The 18,490-nt window shown below is 46.3% G+C and carries 11 protein-coding genes, 1 tRNA gene and 1 pseudogene; 4 read left to right on the forward strand and 9 right to left on the reverse strand.

All coding sequences use genetic code 11. From position 1 onward, the window contains the following. Nucleotides 1–19: 19 nt before the first annotated feature. Complete coding sequence (locus tag C4H11_RS06145; protein ID WP_106040884.1) at nt 20–3,229, reverse strand: hypothetical protein; 3,210 nt, start codon at nt 3,227–3,229, stop codon at nt 20–22. A gap of 538 nt (nt 3,230–3,767) precedes the next feature. On the opposite strand from C4H11_RS06145, the gene C4H11_RS06150 reads away from it, so the two are divergent. Next, entirely contained in the window at nt 3,768–4,397 is a 630-nt protein-coding gene (locus tag C4H11_RS06150; protein ID WP_106040885.1) for a phage integrase SAM-like domain-containing protein, read from the forward strand. Here the strand turns inward: C4H11_RS06150 and C4H11_RS06155 are convergent. After that, entirely contained in the window at nt 4,306–4,959 is a 654-nt protein-coding gene (locus tag C4H11_RS06155) for a porin family protein (RefSeq protein ID WP_106040886.1), read from the reverse strand. The genes C4H11_RS06150 and C4H11_RS06155 overlap by 92 nt on opposite strands. A gap of 302 nt (nt 4,960–5,261) precedes the next feature. Between C4H11_RS06155 and C4H11_RS14160 the strand changes: the two genes are divergently transcribed. Both C4H11_RS14160 and C4H11_RS06160 read left to right on the forward strand, forming a co-directional pair. Next, nucleotides 5,262–5,350 (forward strand) — tRNA-Ser (locus C4H11_RS14160). Nucleotides 5,351–5,385: 35 nt separating this feature from the next. Then, entirely contained in the window at nt 5,386–5,919 is a 534-nt protein-coding gene (locus C4H11_RS06160) for a GNAT family N-acetyltransferase (protein WP_106040887.1), read from the forward strand. Here the strand turns inward: C4H11_RS06160 and C4H11_RS06165 are convergent. Then, a complete protein-coding gene (locus tag C4H11_RS06165; protein WP_106043168.1) occupies nt 5,865–8,300 on the reverse strand; it encodes a DEAD/DEAH box helicase in 2,436 nt (811 codons plus the stop codon). The two genes, C4H11_RS06160 and C4H11_RS06165, sit on opposite strands and share 55 nt — an antisense overlap. 159 nt (nt 8,301–8,459) lie before the next feature. Between C4H11_RS06165 and C4H11_RS06170 the strand changes: the two are divergent. Further along, nucleotides 8,460–8,890 (forward strand): annotated as a pseudogene (locus C4H11_RS06170) (transposase); the annotation flags it as partial. Between the two features lie 160 nt (nt 8,891–9,050). On the opposite strand, the gene C4H11_RS06175 reads toward C4H11_RS06170, so the two are convergent. From C4H11_RS06175 to C4H11_RS06200, 6 genes are all read right to left on the reverse strand, one after another. Then, nucleotides 9,051–9,272 carry a DUF2795 domain-containing protein gene (locus C4H11_RS06175; RefSeq protein WP_106040888.1) on the reverse strand — a complete coding sequence of 74 codons (222 nt, stop codon included), beginning with the start codon at nt 9,270–9,272 and terminating at the stop codon, nt 9,051–9,053. A 69-nt stretch (nt 9,273–9,341) separates the two neighbouring features. Beyond that, a complete protein-coding gene (locus tag C4H11_RS06180) occupies nt 9,342–9,905 on the reverse strand; it encodes a cob(I)yrinic acid a,c-diamide adenosyltransferase (protein ID WP_106040889.1) in 564 nt (187 codons plus the stop codon). Between the two features lie 29 nt (nt 9,906–9,934). After that, the gene (locus tag C4H11_RS06185; RefSeq protein WP_106040890.1) at nt 9,935–10,561 is read right to left on the reverse strand and encodes a hypothetical protein; all 627 of its coding nucleotides are present in this window, start codon (nt 10,559–10,561) and stop codon (nt 9,935–9,937) included. A gap of 10 nt (nt 10,562–10,571) precedes the next feature. After that, entirely contained in the window at nt 10,572–13,055 is a 2,484-nt protein-coding gene (locus tag C4H11_RS06190; protein WP_234819907.1) for a glycoside hydrolase family 95 protein, read from the reverse strand. Between the two features lie 267 nt (nt 13,056–13,322). Then, nucleotides 13,323–15,254: a SusD/RagB family nutrient-binding outer membrane lipoprotein gene (locus C4H11_RS06195; protein ID WP_106040892.1), complete on the reverse strand. Its 1,932-nt coding sequence runs from the start codon at nt 15,252–15,254 to the stop codon at nt 13,323–13,325. A 20-nt stretch (nt 15,255–15,274) separates the two neighbouring features. Beyond that, nucleotides 15,275–18,439 carry a SusC/RagA family TonB-linked outer membrane protein gene (locus tag C4H11_RS06200; protein WP_106040893.1) on the reverse strand — a complete coding sequence of 1,055 codons (3,165 nt, stop codon included), beginning with the start codon at nt 18,437–18,439 and terminating at the stop codon, nt 15,275–15,277. Between the last annotated feature and the right edge of the window lie 51 nt (nt 18,440–18,490).

Genomic DNA, 18,490 nt, shown 5'->3' on the forward strand with positions numbered 1-18,490 from the left:
TCTTGACGATAGACAACACTTATTCACCCGGAGTACCGGCGTTCTTCTTAACAATCACTTCAAATGTCTTAGTGAAAGTCTTCCACTTGTAACCGAATTTAACAGGGATGTAAAGTTTGTAGTCCCAGTTAACCGGAGTACCACTGTAGTTGTAGTAAGTCAATTCTTCTTTCGTCGAGTCGTAAGTAACTTTCGTATTAGAAGGCAGCGGACCATTTGTTACACCTGCTGTCGGAATCAAGTTACCGCCTACGAGTTTCAAGTTAGAAGTGATTCTATCCGTCTGCCATATAGCTTCGGTTGCTTCATAGAAGTTCCACAAAGCGACTTCCAACGGAGTACCTACTCTCTTCACGGTGTAGAAATTACCACTGGCGTCAGCATTCCAAGAAATATAAGTAAAGGCGTTCTTCACACTGATTGTACTACCTGTGATAGTAGCATCCGTAAAGTTATCCGTAGTACCTTCTTTCACCTTCAACGGCTCAATAATGAATGCATCATATGCCTTAATCAGAACTGTGTGAGCACGAGCGTGAGGACCATCATAGCAGAGGTCGGCAACCATCTTGATAGGCACTAATTTACCTACGATAGCTTTAGCGGCTTCAGTCGGTTTGTCATTCAGAAGGTCAGAGAACGGAGTGTGAGCCGGATTATTTTCTTCCAACTTGATGTTGTAAGTCAACTCTGTCGGATCCAGATTATTCGGTGTCGTATTAACGATTGTAGCAGCAAGCTCGGCGTTGATATACAGACGTGTACCATCGGGACTTACAGTTGCGCTCATCGGAACAACCTTAGTTCCATTGAAGTAGTCATACTTATAAGCAACCGTAGCCAGTTTCTCGGCATCGAAGATGAAGCGTACACCATTCTTTTCGTAAGTGGGTGCACCTGCTACTCCCAAATGTCCCGGAGCAGTAGTAGGATAATCTACTGAATAGTAGAACTTCTTACCGGCCACGTTCTTATTTGCATACCAGATAGCACCATCGGCACCGGTAGTCGGTTTCTTGCCAAGGTCATCCAAGTAACCGTTCAACAAGTCGGTATAGATGTTACAAGTCGGGTTGTTCGTTGTGTTGGCACCCCAAGCCGGGTTAGACTCTGTAGTATTGTAAACAATCGGGTTCACGTTGAATACAGACCAATCGGTACCTTGCTTCCAATAACGACCATCATAGCCCCACAAGTTGAATACCGGCTTGTAGATAGTACGTGTCAGCGTAATAACCAAAGTAGGATATGCACCTGACGGATCTCTCCAGTAGATAATCTTAGAGAAGTCCATCTTTTCCTGCTTGTTCCAATCAGGATACTTAGTCACGATATCTGTATGAGTCAATGTCCAGATGATGTTATAAGAATCTACACCGCTTTCAGAGTTTATTCTGATCGTAGCAGTTCCTTGACCCTTGCCGCTTGTTCCGTCGAAGCCGGGATCGGTATAAACAGCATGGAATTCTTGCTTCGTCATACCACCTTCCTTAGCCTGAGCATAAATCTTCTCATTCATGTACTGAGTGCCGATAACACCGTCATAATTGCCACACTTATAGATTTCGTCGTTAAGAGCAATAGAGATAGGACGTTCGCCCGTTTCTTTCACCCACTTAATCTTGAAGTAACGGATAGCCACCAGTTTCTTGTTCACAGAGTCAATCAACTCAGCACGGATAATCGGTTCACGACCTACAGAAGTAGCATTAGGATCGGTGATGGTATAAACTCCTGAAGTCAGGATACCGTTTGCCGGAGAATCGATTTGAGCAAATCTCTGCTGGTCGGTCAAGTTGGTATTCCCTTCAGGACCACCCTTTGTAATATACGGTGCAGCAGCCTTGTAGAAACGGTAAGTCAAACCATAATCTTTGTAGTTCTTCAGCTCTGAATGGCCGGCGTGGTTCTTCAAGCCATCGGTAGCATCGGTTACACAGACAGTTACCAATTTCTTCAGGTCGAGCGGCTTGTTGTATTGCCATTTGTAATCTACTCTAATATTGGCCAGCGATTTATACATATCTACAGAGTCACTGTAGTGCACGTAGAACGGATTCGGTTGTTCAGTAAGGTCGGTCTGTACTTCATCGGCAAACTCATTCACCGCAACCGGTTTGCTGAAATCAGTTCTGCTATTGGCGATATAAGGAACTTTAATTCTTTCGTGCAGACGAACATATTCAGAGTTCACATATACTTTTTTGCCGGCTTCTTTTTCTTGAGCTGTATAATTAGCCTCGGCAATAGGAGTCTTCAAAGAAACCATGTGGAATGTTTCCCTGTTGTTTGTCGGGCTAAGCTGAGTACCCATGATAGAACCTACAACTGTTTTCTTAAACTTCACAGTCATCACATTCTTGTCGATAGAATAAGATACGGGCTTAACCGGGTCGTTTTCCTTAATAGTGGCACCTCTGGTCACGATGTTTTCAGACATGATGCAATCGAAAGAAGGCATCTCAACATCTTGCGTGCGAACACCTACACTGGGGCTTACGTGGAAATAAGCCTCGTTGTTGTCTGTAGAGATGTAAAGAGGAGTCCCTGCGTTTACGTGATCCAATACAGGACGAGTGGCATGAGGAGTGGTGTGATCCGGAAGAGCCTGATACCTCTGCGGCGTGTACTGCAAAGTAGTCAATGAAATAGCTGCAATACCGTTGATGTGCGAAGTAGTTATTACAGACAGCGTAGACAAACGATGTCCGAGTACAGTCATCAACTTGGCTGTAAGAGCATCCACTTTAGCAGCCAAATCTGCTGTCTTAACATACTTACCGTCCATTTCGGTCTTTAAGGCAGCAATCTTACTGTCCATTTCTTTCTTTAGAGCAGTAACCTCTGCGGAAAGTTTTTCCAAAGTGGCCAGCTTGTCAATTTGAGCTTTCAAGTCCTTGTCAGCTTTTTCCAGAGCTTCCTTCAGAGCAGCCAATTCGGCAGCCGTTACTCCTCCTTGATTCGCATTAGCCTTGTCCAAAGCCTTTTTCGCTTCGGTTTTGGCGGTTTCGGCAGCTGTCTTAGCAGCTGTAGCTTCGCTCTTTGCATCATTGATTGAATTCTGCAAAGTTGTTACCTGCGCAGTTAGTTGCTCTAACGAAGCTTTTTTATCCACCTGTTCTTGCAAGTTCTTGATATCGTCGTCATAGTCCTTACAAGATGTGAACAAACTTGTAGAAGCCGTCATTAAGGCTCCAAACAAGATTACACTTAGATACTTCTTGTTCATAATAGAATGAATTTAATTTATAAAAAAACAAAAACAGTTAACAAAATCACTATTGAGGGTTCGTCAACCCTCATCTTCTTAATACACAATCAAACCCCGTTACTTCGCAGGTAACGGAAGAAATTCTGCGCAAACATAAGCGTTTTTCGATAAACAAGCAAATAAAAGAGCTATTTTTTTATAACTAACTTAAAAGATTACATCAAAAAGTATATTTTTATTAAGGAACGAGTGTCCAATTGGCTGTTAATGAGAGTTTGCATCCATTCTTCCAAATAAAATTCCGCTCTTTGGGGAGAAAACTTTTACCGGTTGACCTTTTCTCCGCGAATAGCAACAGGGAGGTTCCTCCGTATTAGCTCCGTATCAGCTCCGTATCTGCTCCGTATCAACTCCGCATCAACTCCGCATCAGGTTCGTCGTTTTTTCATTCCTATAGACATGGAGCAGGCACGGAGTTGGTATGGGCTTGATACGGAAGAGATGATTTGACAAGCAGTCATGCCTCTATATTAAGTATTAAAAACAAAACGTTATTATGAGAAAGAAGACTTTACAAGAAATGTTGTCGGCAATTGCCGGAGAACTTCGAGAGAACAGAAGATGGGGAACAGCCCATATTTATGAAGCCACATTGAATACTTTCGAAGCATTCAGAGAGCACGAAGAACAGCCCCTGAATAAAATTACCCCTATGCTGCTGAAAGAATTCGAGATGTATCTGCGCCATCGCAACTGTAGCTGGAATACCGTATCCACTTATATAAAAACAGTGCGTTCAGCCTATAACCGGGCTGTCGACAAGGGGTATGCCGCCTACATCCCCCGCCTGTTCGAACGTGTGTATACCGGCACGAGAGCTGATCGTAAAAGGGCTTTGGAAGCCGCAGAAATGGGGGTGTTGATTCGGAAAGCCGTGGCAGACCTGCCCCAAAAGACATTGCCCACAAGTCTTCAGAAAACACAAAAGCTTTTTGCTTTCATGTTTTGGGTCTATCCATCAGATTGTGTAAATAGAAAACTACGGGATTTCTCTCGTAGTTTTCTATTTACACAATCTGATGGATACCGCCGCATCAAAAGACATAAGTGGCCGAAATCTGCCAGGTCTTTGTTTTGGCTTTCTTACCCAAAACATCCTGCCATAGGGTGTTTGCAGCGCCACTGATAGAAAAGGTATCGCCCATCGGAATCTGATAGTTGATACCTATCTGCAGATGCTTCAGAAGCTTCACACCCGCCCCTACATTGAGGCCGACCTGCGCCTTCTTCGAATTGGCCGCTTCATCGGTATTCACCGTACCTCCGGAAGTCTTCAGGTCTATGTCTTTAAAATTGAAAAAGAAATCGGGACCCGCTGCAATGTATATGCCAAGCAAGCTCCCCAAACCGATTGTGTACTTCAAATTGACAGGAATCTCAATGCCTTGCTGCCTTGCGTCGACCGAGCCGGAGAGGGAATTTCCCGAAACATCGTATTTATCTCCTCTTTGCGAGTACATCAAGGCTCCGTCAACGCCCAAGCCTATTATGGGAATGGTCAGCTCGGCCATCGGCCCGATAAAGAAACCTGTAGAATGATTCTTGTTTCCGGCATATCCGCCACTCCAATCAATCTCCGAAAGATTTACACCGCCCTTGATACCCCACTTCAATAATTGAGCACGGGCGGGCATAGCCACAAGCATGCAACACATGGCTATCACTAAAGAACCAAATACTTTTTTCATAATGAGTCGAGTTTAAAAGCCTGCTTGGATTTTCCTCAAAAAGGAGCTCGAAATGATGTCGAGCCAAATCTAAACAGATATAAATTACGAGGCAAATATATACAAAAATCTTTCAAATAGAGTAAAAGCATTTCTTTATTTGTTTATTTACAGTCATTTATATTCTTTTTTCTATTCTCCTCAAGAGAAAAAGGAGACGCACGGCCAAACAAAAACACAGGAATCGAGCTCTCCGGAGAAAAAAAGTGGAGAAAAAAAGAACAACGAATCGTAAAACAGATTACATTTGCATCGCAATTGAAGGAAAGATGCCAGAGTGATCGAATGGACCGGACTCGAAATCCGGCGAACGGCTTATGCTGTTCCGTGGGTTTGAATCCCACTCTTTCCGCTCTCCCCGGAAGAAGTGTGTCAGCCGACCGACCTATGATAACAATCAGAAAAACAGAACCCGCAGAAGTGGACGTCTTGATGGACGTATTCGAGCAAGCCAAACGCATCATGCGGAAAAGCGGAAATATGAGGCAATGGACCGGCAACTATCCTTCCAAAGAGATAATCATGGCAGACATCGAAAAAGGAAACAGCTACGTATGCATCGACAACACCGGAGAGATTATCGGGACTTTCGCTTTTATCCGGGGCAATGACCCCACTTATACACATATTTACGAAGGACAGTGGGCAGATGACATTTCTCCTTATGGCGTGATTCATCGACTGGCAGGCACAGAGACCGGTAAAGGGGTGGCACAAGCCTGCCTGCAATGGTGCTACAAGCAAATCCCCAACCTGCGTGCCGATACTCATCGGGATAATCGTATCCTGCAACACATCCTGCAGAAACATGGCTTCCAATATTGCGGCATCATCTTTCTGGCCAATGGAGACGAGAGGCTGGCTTTTCAGAGAACGGAAAACTTCTTTTTCAATTCTTCCACACCCGTTCCCGTGAAATAATCTTCTACGAAGCCCCAACGCTGTTCGTCCGTCAAACGGTCTGTACCAAAGAAAAAGGTGAACAGTTCAATCTGCTCCTGAAAAATCTGTTCGTTGGTATCCAAGATGAAATTGCGATAGCTTTCGCCGGATGCCAGTTGGTTCAATCTATCAGGATCATTAAAACGTATAAAGACACAAGGAATACCACCACCTTCGACACTGAACGAGAGGCAGTCGAGCATGGAAAGCAGGTTGAGAAGCATATTCAGGTCAGAGAACGGAGTACAATAAAACAGCAGACGGTCGCCCTTATTGCCTACAATGCGCTGAGCGCATAGCTTTTGAAAACGGGATAAAAGCAAATCGAAACCTCTTGTCACCGTAAAAGAAAGCTCATTGGAATCTTTCTTCTTCGCACTGCTGATATAGCTCACGCTGCGCCCCTCTTCAGTGCGGCTCTCCAACAGCGAGCCTATGAAACGCTTGGCAGAACGCACATCCATGCCATGCCCGGCAAAGACGGTACGTAGCTCTTCTTCATCGAACTTGCCTTTCGACTTGATCAGAGCCATCTTCATCATTGACGTCAAGTCTTTGAACAAAGCGTCCATGCGCCGGCCTATCTCGCCGGCATCCTCCTTCAGCAGCACTTCATGCTTACCCACCGACACGGCACGAGAACCTTCCAACAAAGTACCGTTGTTGAGTTTCTGCTTGAACTCTTTGTAGCCCAATTCCGGGAAACGCGCTTCCCAAATCTCCTCCAGGCGTGCTTTATAAACGCCCTCCTCGCCTTCAACGGCAGTCAGATAAGCACCGAACTCGCGGGCAAAGGCATCACCTGTTTTGTCCTGCACATACCCCTCGGTCAACAGGTTCTTGGGAGAGACTTCAAACAGGCTTGTACCATAGCGCTGTTCTATGTCCTCTTCCAACCACAACAAAGCCGTCTTGATGAGTTGCCCCAACTCCGCCTCATATTCCAATTTGTTTTTCATACGCGGCAGCTTCACCACAAACTCAAAATCGGAAAGAGACACCGGCATTTCAGGCTTTTCGCCCTTCATCCGGTACACCTCCATCAACTTCCGCAGAATGAGTGCCAACTGTTCGTGAGCGATGTTGCCGGTCTGATGCAAACGCTTCATGTAATAGAAGTCGCGCTCGTGATAATCTGTAGCAGAGACTCCTTGAATATTTGCGTCGCGCGCCGCACGGCCTATTTCCTGAATATAATCGACAAACGTGCCGGACGGAGCCACATGATATACACGATCGATATCACTGATGTCTACTCCCATACCGAAAGCCTTGGTGGTTATAATCAGTTTCTTGGTTCCCTCTTTGAACTCCTGTACGATGGCCGCTTTCTGCTCTTTGTCCTTTTTGCCGTAATAAGAAGCCACAAGATGCCGGTCGGCAGGCTTCACCCACGTCTTCAACCGCATGTCTATTCCACCGGCAAAAGGATAATAGAGCAACGTCTTATGGGCATCCAGAAAGCAATCTATACGGGCAGAGACCACACGCTGTTTGGCTTTGTCGTAGGTCTCCCCCTCTTCTATCTGCATCTGCCGGATGTCAAAACCGATATTTCTTCGTTTTACCGTACCGACATGCAGCACACATGGTTCCATTTGCAAAGAACGGATGGTTTCGAACACCATGTCATTGCCTCCCTTCGGATTCCATACAGCCGTAGCCGTAAGCGCAAACAGCGGGAAATTATACCCCAGGCTCTGCTTCAAGATTTTCAAATAACGGCCTAAGAACCAATAATCCACCCGAAACTCTTTTCCCCACGTAGTGACCGTGTGCGCCTCATCGATAACCACCAAACCGATACGACGTTCACCGACAAAGTGCTTGATGTCATAAGAAAGGAGCAACTCCGGTGAAAGATAGAACAAATCAATCTCGCCCTCGCGCACCCGACGGTAGACTTCGGCTTTCTGTTCGGGTGAAAGGTCGGAAGAGGCATACGCCACACGGGTGTACCCCAGATCCATCAGGTTTTCTGCTTGATCTACAATCAAAGCTTTCAATGGAGATATGACGATAGTCAGCAGTTTATACTTTCTCCCCAGATAAATGGCAGGAAGCTGGAACAACAATGATTTACCCGAGCCGGTAGGAGCGGTCAGCAAAATATTATCCACTTGCGGTTCCGCCCGTTGCGCCTTTTCCGCTTCAAGAACGACACTCTCTATCAACTGTCCTTGCGAGATACTGAGTTTATCTTTTCCCTTAAATAAATCATTATAGATTTCAAGCTTGCGAAATTGCTTGTAACCGTAAATTTCCGTCATCAGTTCACCGATTTCCGCCCTGCATGTTTCGGGCAGGCACCTTTCTTTCAGCGCCGGCAACCGACGTGTTGTTCCTTCCTGGATGTTCATCATAATCATGAATGGGAATTAAGAAACCGAAATAACATCAAAACAATCTCTAAACAACGTGAGCTCGATGAATTATAAGAGCTTGTAAATTTGGTGATTAGCGAAATTTATTGCAACTTTATAGTAGTGAAATACAAAGAATTACAAATAAAAATCGCTATGATCACCGAGAGCAAAATTACAGAAATATTTTGTATGGCAGATGACTTCTCAAGTTTTTTGATGCAATGATGGCAAAATACACGCTAAAATCAGTTGGCAAGAGGAAATATCATCGCAATTCCACAATGTCAAAGGCGGAAATCATGCTTATCATGATTCTCTTCCACGACTCCGGCTATCGTTGCCTGAAGCATTTCTACCTTGACAAGGTGTGCAAGCATCTTCGCCATCTGTTTCCGGAAGTTGTCTCGTACAATCGTTTCGTGGAATTCATATACGGCAAGTTGGTTGGAGATAATAAGGGATATATCAGCAAGAGCCTCTTCCAAAGACTATTCGTTGACGGCATACAGCTTATTACCAAGTTGAAAAGCAACATGAGAGGTGCATTAATGAGCCTTTCTGATAAACAGCTGCTACAAGCAAAATTAAGAGAGTGGATAGAGGAACAAGATTAACACTCAACTTAATCACATATTCCTGAGGACAAACAAATTGCGCCATCTGCCCCCATAAAACACCAGCGCAATAAACAAATTTCCACTGTTTATCGCACTGCTATTTAACTGTTTAGCTTATCTGACGATTTTAGTATTCTTCCTCGTTGAAAAAGAAATCTTCTTTACTTGGATAGTCAGGCCAAATATCTTCTATACTTTCATAAATTTCGCCCTCATCCTCCATTTCCTGCAAGTTCTCAATCACTTCAAGCGGAGAGCCCGAACGCATGGCATAGTCTATCAGTTCGTCCTTGGTTGCCGGCCAAGGAGCATCTTCCAATTTGGATGCTAATTCCAATGTCCAATACATAGTTTTTAAGTCTTAAACTGTAAATATAAGTCCTACTTCTAATTTTCGGCAAAAGTATAATAAAAAATTTCACTTGCAACGATTATTCCAAAATATTTCCTCTTTTTTCTCATCTTGATTCATTTTACGAGACAAAACGAATAAATAATCAGACAAACGGTTCATATATGCTATTAATTCCGAAGAGATTTCCACCTGCTCGGCCAAAGCCAAAATCCGACGTTCGGCACGACGACACACTGTACGACAAACATGGCACACCCCACTCCCCCTACTTCCTCCGGGAAGGATAAAAGCCGACAAGGCGGGAAGAAGGTTATCCAACCTATCAATCTCACGTTCCATAGCCTCCACATCTTCTGTATGAATGACACCGGCCGCATTAAGTTCGGTTTTCCCACGATCGGTAGCCAAATGAGAACCTACAGCAAAAAGCTTGTTCTGCACTTGCTGCATGAATTTCCTATCCTGCTCGTCAGAGAGGTACGTAATAAGGACTCCGAGATGGGAATTCAATTCATCCACCGTTCCATACGCCTCGAGCCGGATATGCGTTTTAGGCACACGAGTACCACCTACAAGCGAAGTTGTACCTTTATCTCCGGTTTTGGTATAAATAAAGCTCTTTTTCATTAGTAACCGATATAAGTATGTTTTAAGAATCAGAAATTGACGATATAATCTTGTTTTATCTTTGTTTTATCAAAAAAGAGGATACCTAAATCATAAAGGTCGAAAGTTACGCCCACCCGTTCATCCTGTTTCATGCGTTTCCAAAGAACATGCATCTGCGGAGTATAACGAATACCTTCAACCACAAAGAGCGACTTCGGCATTGCACGGGCAGCACAGATATCGAACACCTCTTCCACAAACTCCGGCTGACGATAGTTGTGCAAATAAAGAAAATCGACCACAATGTCCTCTCTCCGGAAAAGTTCGGAAGCCGAAGAGGCGGAAATATAGTTTGCCGCTTCTCGTCCGCTCTTCAGATAGAGCGAGGAAGCAGAAAGAGTACCGGCATCGACAAGCGTATCAGGCTGAGCATAGTTCACCAACCTGAACAGAAGCCGCTTCACTTTTTCCGATTCATCCGTCCCCGGTCCGCCTTTCTTATATGCCTGTTCTTTTTCCGCCAATTCCTTGTATTTATAGTAAGGTGTTTTCTCATAAATCACCTGCGTAATCAAATTAAAGGCAAAAGGCGAGTGTACTCCATAGCCGCAGCGATAGCGAAACCGCCGCAACCAGACGAAAGGACGCTTCAAAGCAAGTGTGACACGATTCATGCCTCCAAGATTAAAAGAACATTACTTTACAGGATTCTCCGGCTCTCAAATCCAATGCAAAGGCATCATCCTTGAACTCAAGTATCTTTCCATTCTTCGACACCTTTGCAAGACTTACTCCCGCAGGAGTTTTCACGATGAACCTGCCCGAAACAAGAGCCGTAATGGCAGCTTTCGTTGCCCAGCCATCTTTCCAGTCAAGATCGACGGCAGCACCGCCGCGAACCCGCATGCCACGGAAACTCCCGGTACTCCAGCCATCAGGCAAAGCAGGCAGCAGATTGATAAAACCCTCATGACTCTGCAAAAGCATCTCGCCGATACCTGCGGCACCACCATAGTTGCCGTCTATTTGGAAAGGCTGGTGCGAACAGAAAAGATTGGGGAAAGTGCCACTGCCATGCCGCCCTGTCTTAGCGTTTACCGCCGGATTCAACAGGCTCTTGAAAAGCTTCCACGCACGATTGCCATCACCCAGACGGGCCCAAAAGTTTATCTTCCATGCACGGCTCCAGCCCGTACCTCCATCGCCACGACGATTCAGGGTGGCACGGCATGCCTCGGCCATTTTATGTGAATTGGTCGGAGAGATAAGATTTCCGGGATGCAGACCGTACAGATGAGAAACGTGTCGATGGTGCACATCAACTTCTCTATAATCTTCCAGCCACTCTTGCAGATACCCGTCCTTACTGATAATCATAGGCGGAAACTCTTTCAGGTCGGTTTGCAGCTTCTTCACGTAGTCCGCGTCACGATTCAGCGTAAGAGCGGCAGCAATAACATTGTAATAGAGCTCCGTCAGCAGTTGCACGTCCATCGTAGGTCCCATGCAGATGCTCACAGGCGTCAGACTGTCTCCGGGCATGTAGAAGCTGTTCTCCGGCGAAGAAGTAGGAGCGGTGACCAGCCATCCGTTCGCCGGATCACGTACCATCGTGGAGCGGAAGAAGTCGGCAGCACCTTTCAGAATCGGATAAATGCGTTGCAAGTACATCTTGTCTTGCGTATAAAGATAGTGTTCCCACAAATGGGCGCAAAGCCATGCCCCTCCGGTGTTGGTCGCTCCCCAAGACGGATGTTCTCCGGGAGCGGTATAGTTCCAAACGTTTGTCATCATATGGAGCACCCAGCCCTCGGCCTTGTCGCCATAGAAAGCAAGGGCAGTCTTTCTACCCGAAGGCAAAAGACGCTCCACCAAAGTGATGAGCGGCCCGTAGAGTTCCGAAAGGCCGGCCTGCTCCAACGGCCAGTGATTCATCTGGATATTGATGTTGGTATGATAGTCGCCGTTCCACGGCGTCTGCAACGTGTTTGCCCAAAGCCCTTGCAGATTGGGGGGCAGACTGCCTGGACGAGTACTGCTGATGAGCAGATAGCGTCCGTAGTTATAATACAGAGCGGCCAGTCCGGGAGATTCTTTCTGCACAAAGCGAAGGATACGCTCGTTAGTGGGAAGTGCATCATCTTCCGTGACGGGCAAGATGAGGGAAACACGGTCGTAAAGCAAGCGGTGAACCGTTTCTTTCTTCATCGTTCGTTCCAGCCGCGCATTCAGTTTGGCGAATGAAGAACCGGAAGGTACAACTTCATCCAGCAGGCTGTCGCAAACTGAAGCATAGCATTCTCCGGGGAAGTCGGTGCCTGCCGCTTCATAAGAAGTGGTTGCCGAAATCACCAGCCAAGCTTCCTGCCCCTTCTCCAAAGCAATACCCCTTTCGGCATCCATTGTCTGTTTCCCCTCCCTCGAGACAAGCCGCATGGCAACACGGAATTTCATTCCGTCCCGACCGGGCTGTCCGCTGTCGAGCATTCCCTTCATCAAGAGCGTATTCCCTTCGATGGCGACAGTAGCACGCTCGGGGCGGCTCAAACGGGCAGAAAAATTCAGAGCTTCTTTACGTCCGGCTGTCAGGTGTATTAACATAACGTCTTTCTCGCGAGAAATAAAATATTCGCGCCGATAAGCGACATCGTTCAGCGTAAAAGCAGTATATGCCAGGGCATCACGCAGATTCAGTCCCCGACGATAGTCCACCGGGCGAGCATCGGATTGTAATGCAACGGCAACTTCTCTTTCCTCTTTGGCTTTCAGCAAAGGGTAATCGAACTCCAAGTCGAGGTTACCCAATATCTGATAAGTACCATACCTTCCATCCGCTTCCTCTTTTTTAGGCACAAAGCTGCGATACATCAGTTCCTGCGCCTCTCGGTTCTTTCCCTCAAACAAAAGTTGGCGAATGGCAGGCAGGCTCTTTGCCGCATCAGGATTACTATAATCAGCCTCCGAACCACTCCAAAGAGAGATCTCATTCAAGACAATGCGCTCACGGCATACTCCCCCATCCGGCATCATACCAAGCCTACCGTTTCCCAAAGGGAGTGTCTCTTCCCAAATGGAAGCAGGAGCCGTGTAATACAGTTGATGATTACAATCATCGGCCGGAACCGATAACGATGCATACAAAGGAAGCCAGCAATAGGAAGCTGTCATCAGCAACAGCAAGCGAAAGAATATTTTTTTCATGGTACCACATTGTTATCTAAAAGATATACAAACGTACTATTTTTTTCTGATACCGCCATACATCGCCCTCACAAATCAAAAAGGAGAAATGCAAAAACGTCCAAACCCGGATTCACGGCATTAAATCGCCCCTACAGCAACTCTGATAGGGGGCAAATGCCGTAAACCCGGGTTTTCATAAGATAAGCAAGAAATGTGCCTTTTAGAGGGCAAGCACACCCTCACGCTATCTTCTTACTTTTTAGCCCACCACAACGGTGTAAACACATCGTCTGCTCCTCCAAGCAGCTGCACAGCTTGTTTATAGCCATCGGGGCTGCTGTTTTCCAAGCTCGACGGGAACTTCAGGCGTTGCGGAAAGAACTTCGTCGTCTGCTTCATGTAATTGGATGCGGTGAGGGTAGGCATCGTACGAATGGCCTGCTCCACGGCGGGAGTTTCAAAGAAAGGCAGACCTAATCTGCGCTGGTCGTTCCATGCTTCCAAAGGCAGCCAAGGCATCTGGGCGATGTATTTCTGCGTGATAATCTTTGTCAGATGGTCATTCAAAGCCTTGCCGTACAGCGTTTCCGAAGCCACCGGATAAGTGTAGGTATAGGTAGATTCCGTTTTGGTATATCCGTCCACCATCTTCATGGTTTTGGTAGCTGCCGGTTCGGCAGTATGCTCCCACTTCACCGAAGTTCCTACGTTGTTGTAGTCTTCAGAAACCAGATATGCATCTGCGAAACCGCTCACATTGTGATAAGCGAAGCTCTCGCGTATACCTTTTTCGTAAGCGTCTTTCGCGGTCATAGGTACGTTCCATCCTTTGAGAGCAGCTTCCGCCAACAGGAAGTAAGATTCCCAAGAAGCGAAGAAAATGCGCGAGTTTTCGCTTTTACGATATTTCAAAACCAAATGCGGAATAGCCCACGGCCAGTAGTACATCTTGTTCAGCGAACCTTTATCGCCCCATTCACCGCAAGCGCCGGTATTCCATGTAAACGTGGCGTCGAGTTCCACCAAACCGTCCTTATCGTCTTTGTCCTTCATTAGTTTACGTTTCACCACTTTATGGTTCGAGTTCCATGAAGGATACTTACAATAGTTGGCATTATCGAAATCGCCGGGGATAGAGAACAGTGCATAGGCACGAGGGTCAATGACCTTATGCAAACCGTCAAACCAAAATCCCTTGGCCGGATCGTTCGTGGTCAGTGCATAATGATTGGCATAATGTACTCCCATATAGTCCGCAGATTTGATGCGAGCCAGCAAATCGGCTCTGTCTGCAAGTTGTTGGTCTGATGTAATACCGCCCAAACCGACGAGCAGATTATTCATCGTGGCTGAAATAGGAAAATAGTCCCATTCGCGAGTCATCACACCCGTCAAGGCATCCCATCCCGGTCTTTCTTTTACCGTGAAGTTATCACCGCTTTCGGTGATGTATGCAGCTTTCGCCGCGTCTTCAAATTCGGCTTTGGCCTTAGCAGCATCCACTTCGGAAAGACGCATGGCCAAACGCATACGCATGGAGTTGGCATACTTCACCCATTTGGAAAAGTTGAATTCATAGGCGCGGTCGCATTTTTTCTCATCATCCTCTACCTTTACGTCGGTTTTTAGCTTGCTGGCAGCATCTTTCAACTCGGCCAGCATAAAGTAATAAACATCCTTACAAGAGTTGAACTGAGGATTCTTGCCTGCAAAAGCTTCGATAGGCATAGCGCCGAAACTATCGGTGAACTCGCTCATCAGATACACCCGCCAGATGCGTGCCACCTCTTTCAGGTTGGGAATCACTTGGGCATCGTGTGCATTCAGCTCGCCTTTCAGCTTCTCTTCAGCCAAATTGATGGCCAGTACGATAGGTGACATCCAATCCGCATAATGTGAATAATAGTTACTAATCCAATCGTCGTTATATTCACCGACCGCAAGTCCTCCGTTCGTGTTCGGATCTACTTGCCGTGCGGGTACCTGCCAGTTCAGCACGAAGCAACGTTCGGCCACTTCCGGATCCTGCTGTGTTTTGGTAATCGACTCATTAATGGCATATTCCACGCGAACCTGTTCGAGATTGGCTGCCGTAGGGTTGGTATTTACTTCCTCGAAGTCGGAGCATGAAACCATTGTTAGCAGTCCGGCAGGAAGCGCATATAGATATCTATAGTTTTTCATATTCGCAAAATGTTTTTAGTTTAGAATCCAAGAGTAACGTTAAACAGATAAGTGCGCGAAGTAGGTGAACTACCGTATTCAAATCCGGTAGCATTGGTACTCGTAGCATAAATAGATTCGGGGTCAATACCGTTCATATAGCTCTTCAGCATCCATACGTTGTTGCAAGAAACACCCAACTTCAGTTGCGTGAAAGGTGTCTTTTTCAACTGTTGCTTATTGAAGGCATAAGAGAGACCCAAGTTGCGCAAACGAACATTGGTTGCACTATAAATATTGATTTCTCCCACGCCGAGATTTCCTCCGGCCACGGCACTCCAATACTGCTGCGTAGTGATTTCGGTAGTATTCTTTTCATACTCTCCCTTATCATTCTTGAATACACCGTCTACTACCATTTTGGGACGTTCGCCGTTGACTACGGTCTTGTTCGATGTACCTGTCACCTGCATCATCTGCTGAGTTCCCGAGAAGATATCACCGCCAAAACGTGAGTCAATCAGGAAGTTCAACGACCACCCTTTGTAATTAAAGGTAGAACTGATGCCCAACAAAGCGTCCGGCTGTTGGTCGCCGATTTTCTGTTTTTCGGTAGTTGCCGTAGGCAAACCGTTTTGAGTAATCAGCTTGCCGTAGTAGGGTGATTTCTTATCGGTTACACGCTGCAGTACGGTTCCCCAGATTTCTCCATAATTACCGCCGGCTTTTGCATATACCTGCAGGTTGTCGTAACCGCCCAACGGATAGAGATTGACCTCTTCGTTGGCTGTTTTATAAAGTTCGATGATGCGGTTTTTGTTGGCAGAGAAGTTCACCATCAAATCCCAACTGAAACCTGTACGCGTCTCTATCGGACGTGCGTTCACCATCAACTCGAAACCTTTGTTCTCTATATTTCCGGCATTGACCTTACGTTTTTCATAACCGGAAAGGTTATCCATCGGCAGATTGATAAGCTGACGGGTGGCATTCGATTTATACCAAGAGAAATCGAATCCCAAACGGTTATTGAAGAAACGGATTTCGGCTCCGAACTCCCACGACTTAATCAGCTCGGAACGCACATTGCTGTTATAGAGCGTCTTGTCTTGAGAAACCGTAGTTGTATTATCGGGTGCCTGACCGATGGAGTATGTGTTGTAAAGTTGGTAAGGTTCAAGCGAATTACCTACCTCGGCATACGAGCCTCTCAGTTTTGCATAAGTAAACCATTCGGGCAAGGGTTTATCTATCTTCTCAAGCATGTCCGAGATGACCCATGATGTGGAGATAGACGGATAGAAGAACGAACGGTTCTCTTTCGACAAAGTAGATGACCAGTCGTTGCGGAATGTTCCGTCGATGAACAGGAAGCCGTCGTAGTTGATTTGAGCGGTACCATACAGCGAGTTGATTTTCTTCCGGCTGAAGTCTTCTCCTACACTGACTTTCTCACTCGCATTGTTTACAGTGAACAAATCGGGAACTTTCAGTACGCCCGGACTGGTCGATACACCACGACGACGACGTTCCATCAGGTTGCCGCCGAACGTGGCGCCTCCGCCCCATTTTCCGAACAGATTGTCCTTATGGGCGCTGACCAGAAAACTATAGTTGTTTTCATAGAAGCGCTCTTGTTTAATGGAATAGGTGTTTTTCAACGAACTTCCCGAATAAGTTTTATTATCGTACTCGGTAAAGTACATATCCGATCCGGCTCTCAACTCGGCATCCAGCCAGGAAGTGAAGCGATATTTCAATGAGCCGTTCAGTAAAAAACGGTCGCGTGTATCCCTGTTCAACTTATGCTTTTCCATCCAATACGGATTGATTTGCTGACTGCTGCCGTACCACAACATCTTGTTTTCCGCATTAGTCCCTGCAGAAAAGTCGCGAATGTCCATTGAACGAGGCAACAGATACATGGCCAAGAAGTGGTTGGAGTTGTTCTTACCGCTGATGGGACGGTTGTTGGCCTCGGAATTGATGTATTGTATCTTGGTATCGAATGTCCAGCGGTCGTCTTTGCCAAATGTAGAGGTGGCACGTGCCGTGAGGCTGGTACGTTTCAGCTTGGAACCGGGAATTTTGCTATTGTCGTCCATGCGGGTGAGCGACGTATAGATGGCCGTCTTATTGTATTGCTGCGTGAACGAGAAAGTTTCCGTCAGATTGGTACCGGTCTTGAAATAGTTGTCCACGTTGTCGAACGAGCGCATGTGTACTTTCTGATTATTCCAGTTGGTATACTCTTGTCCCGTGATTTTCGGGCCCCAGCTGGAACCGCTGTCTTTGTCGAACGTTTCGTTGGAACCTTGTCCGAATGAGTCTTGCATCTTGGGCGACATGAAGATGGTTTCGGCCGATATCGTTCCCGAAATCGTGATACCCAGTCCTTCAGTTTTACGTCCCGACTTGGTAGTGATAAGGATTACGCCGTTGCCCGCACGCGAACCATAAAGAGCTGCCGCCGAGGCACCCTTCAATACAGACATGGAAGCAATGTCATCGGAACTGATATCCGAAATACCGTTACCCATATCGGCGGAAGGATTCCAGAAGTCGTTGTTGGCTGCTCCGGTGAAGTTTTCCATCGGAACACCGTCCACCACGATGAGCGGTTGATTCAGACCTGTCAACGAATTGTTTCCACGCAACTGAATTTTAGAAGAACTGCCGGGGCCGTTACCCGAACGGATAATCTGCAAACCGGACACCTTTCCGGAAAGGGCGTTGGCCACGTTGGTTTCGCGTGCTTGCAGGATATCACCGCCTTTTACTTCCTGCATGGAATATCCCAGCGCTTTCTTTTCGCGCTTGATGCCCAAAGCCGTCACCACCACTTCGCCCAGCTGTTGGCTGTCTTCTTTCAGCTGGAGATTCAGGTTTTGTTCACCATTGTATTTCACACTGAGAGTAGCATAACCGATGTATGACACTTCAATGACATCGCCCACCTTAATTCCGGAAAGCGTAAATTGTCCGTCTGCATTGGTGATAACGCCATTCTGAGTACCTTTTACAAGGACAGTGGCACCGGCAATGGGCCCCATCTCGTCACTGACGTTTCCTTTCACCGTACGTGTTTGTTGAACAACCAACGCCTCATTAGCGTCAGCGTAACTGATTGAAGGACAAAGAATTACCCCCCCCATTAGCCAAAACAAGGGAATGGAGAGCACTTTAGATAATCTCTCTTTAATCATAGCAAAATTAGATTAGTTTAACATTAAAAAATACGGATGCAAACATACGAT

Origin of the sequence: Bacteroides zoogleoformans, assembly GCF_002998435.1 — a bacterium.
GTDB lineage: Bacteria > Bacteroidota > Bacteroidia > Bacteroidales > Bacteroidaceae > Bacteroides > Bacteroides zoogleoformans.

Excerpts from the sequence above, each read along its gene's own strand:
- C4H11_RS06145 (WP_106040884.1), bottom strand. The coding sequence starts at position 3,229 with ATGAACAAGAAGTATCTAAGTGTAATCTTGTTTGGAGCCTTAATGACG.
- C4H11_RS06150 (WP_106040885.1), top strand. The coding sequence starts at position 3,768 with ATGAGAAAGAAGACTTTACAAGAAATGTTGTCGGCAATTGCCGGAGAA.
- C4H11_RS06155 (WP_106040886.1), bottom strand. The coding sequence starts at position 4,959 with ATGAAAAAAGTATTTGGTTCTTTAGTGATAGCCATGTGTTGCATGCTT.
- C4H11_RS06160 (WP_106040887.1), top strand. The coding sequence starts at position 5,386 with ATGATAACAATCAGAAAAACAGAACCCGCAGAAGTGGACGTCTTGATG.
- C4H11_RS06165 (WP_106043168.1), bottom strand. The coding sequence starts at position 8,300 with ATGAACATCCAGGAAGGAACAACACGTCGGTTGCCGGCGCTGAAAGAA.
- C4H11_RS06175 (WP_106040888.1), bottom strand. The coding sequence starts at position 9,272 with ATGTATTGGACATTGGAATTAGCATCCAAATTGGAAGATGCTCCTTGG.
- C4H11_RS06180 (WP_106040889.1), bottom strand. The coding sequence starts at position 9,905 with ATGAAAAAGAGCTTTATTTATACCAAAACCGGAGATAAAGGTACAACT.
- C4H11_RS06185 (WP_106040890.1), bottom strand. The coding sequence starts at position 10,561 with ATGAATCGTGTCACACTTGCTTTGAAGCGTCCTTTCGTCTGGTTGCGG.
- C4H11_RS06190 (WP_234819907.1), bottom strand. The coding sequence starts at position 13,055 with ATGACAGCTTCCTATTGCTGGCTTCCTTTGTATGCATCGTTATCGGTT.
- C4H11_RS06195 (WP_106040892.1), bottom strand. The coding sequence starts at position 15,254 with ATGAAAAACTATAGATATCTATATGCGCTTCCTGCCGGACTGCTAACA.
- C4H11_RS06200 (WP_106040893.1), bottom strand. The coding sequence starts at position 18,439 with ATGATTAAAGAGAGATTATCTAAAGTGCTCTCCATTCCCTTGTTTTGG.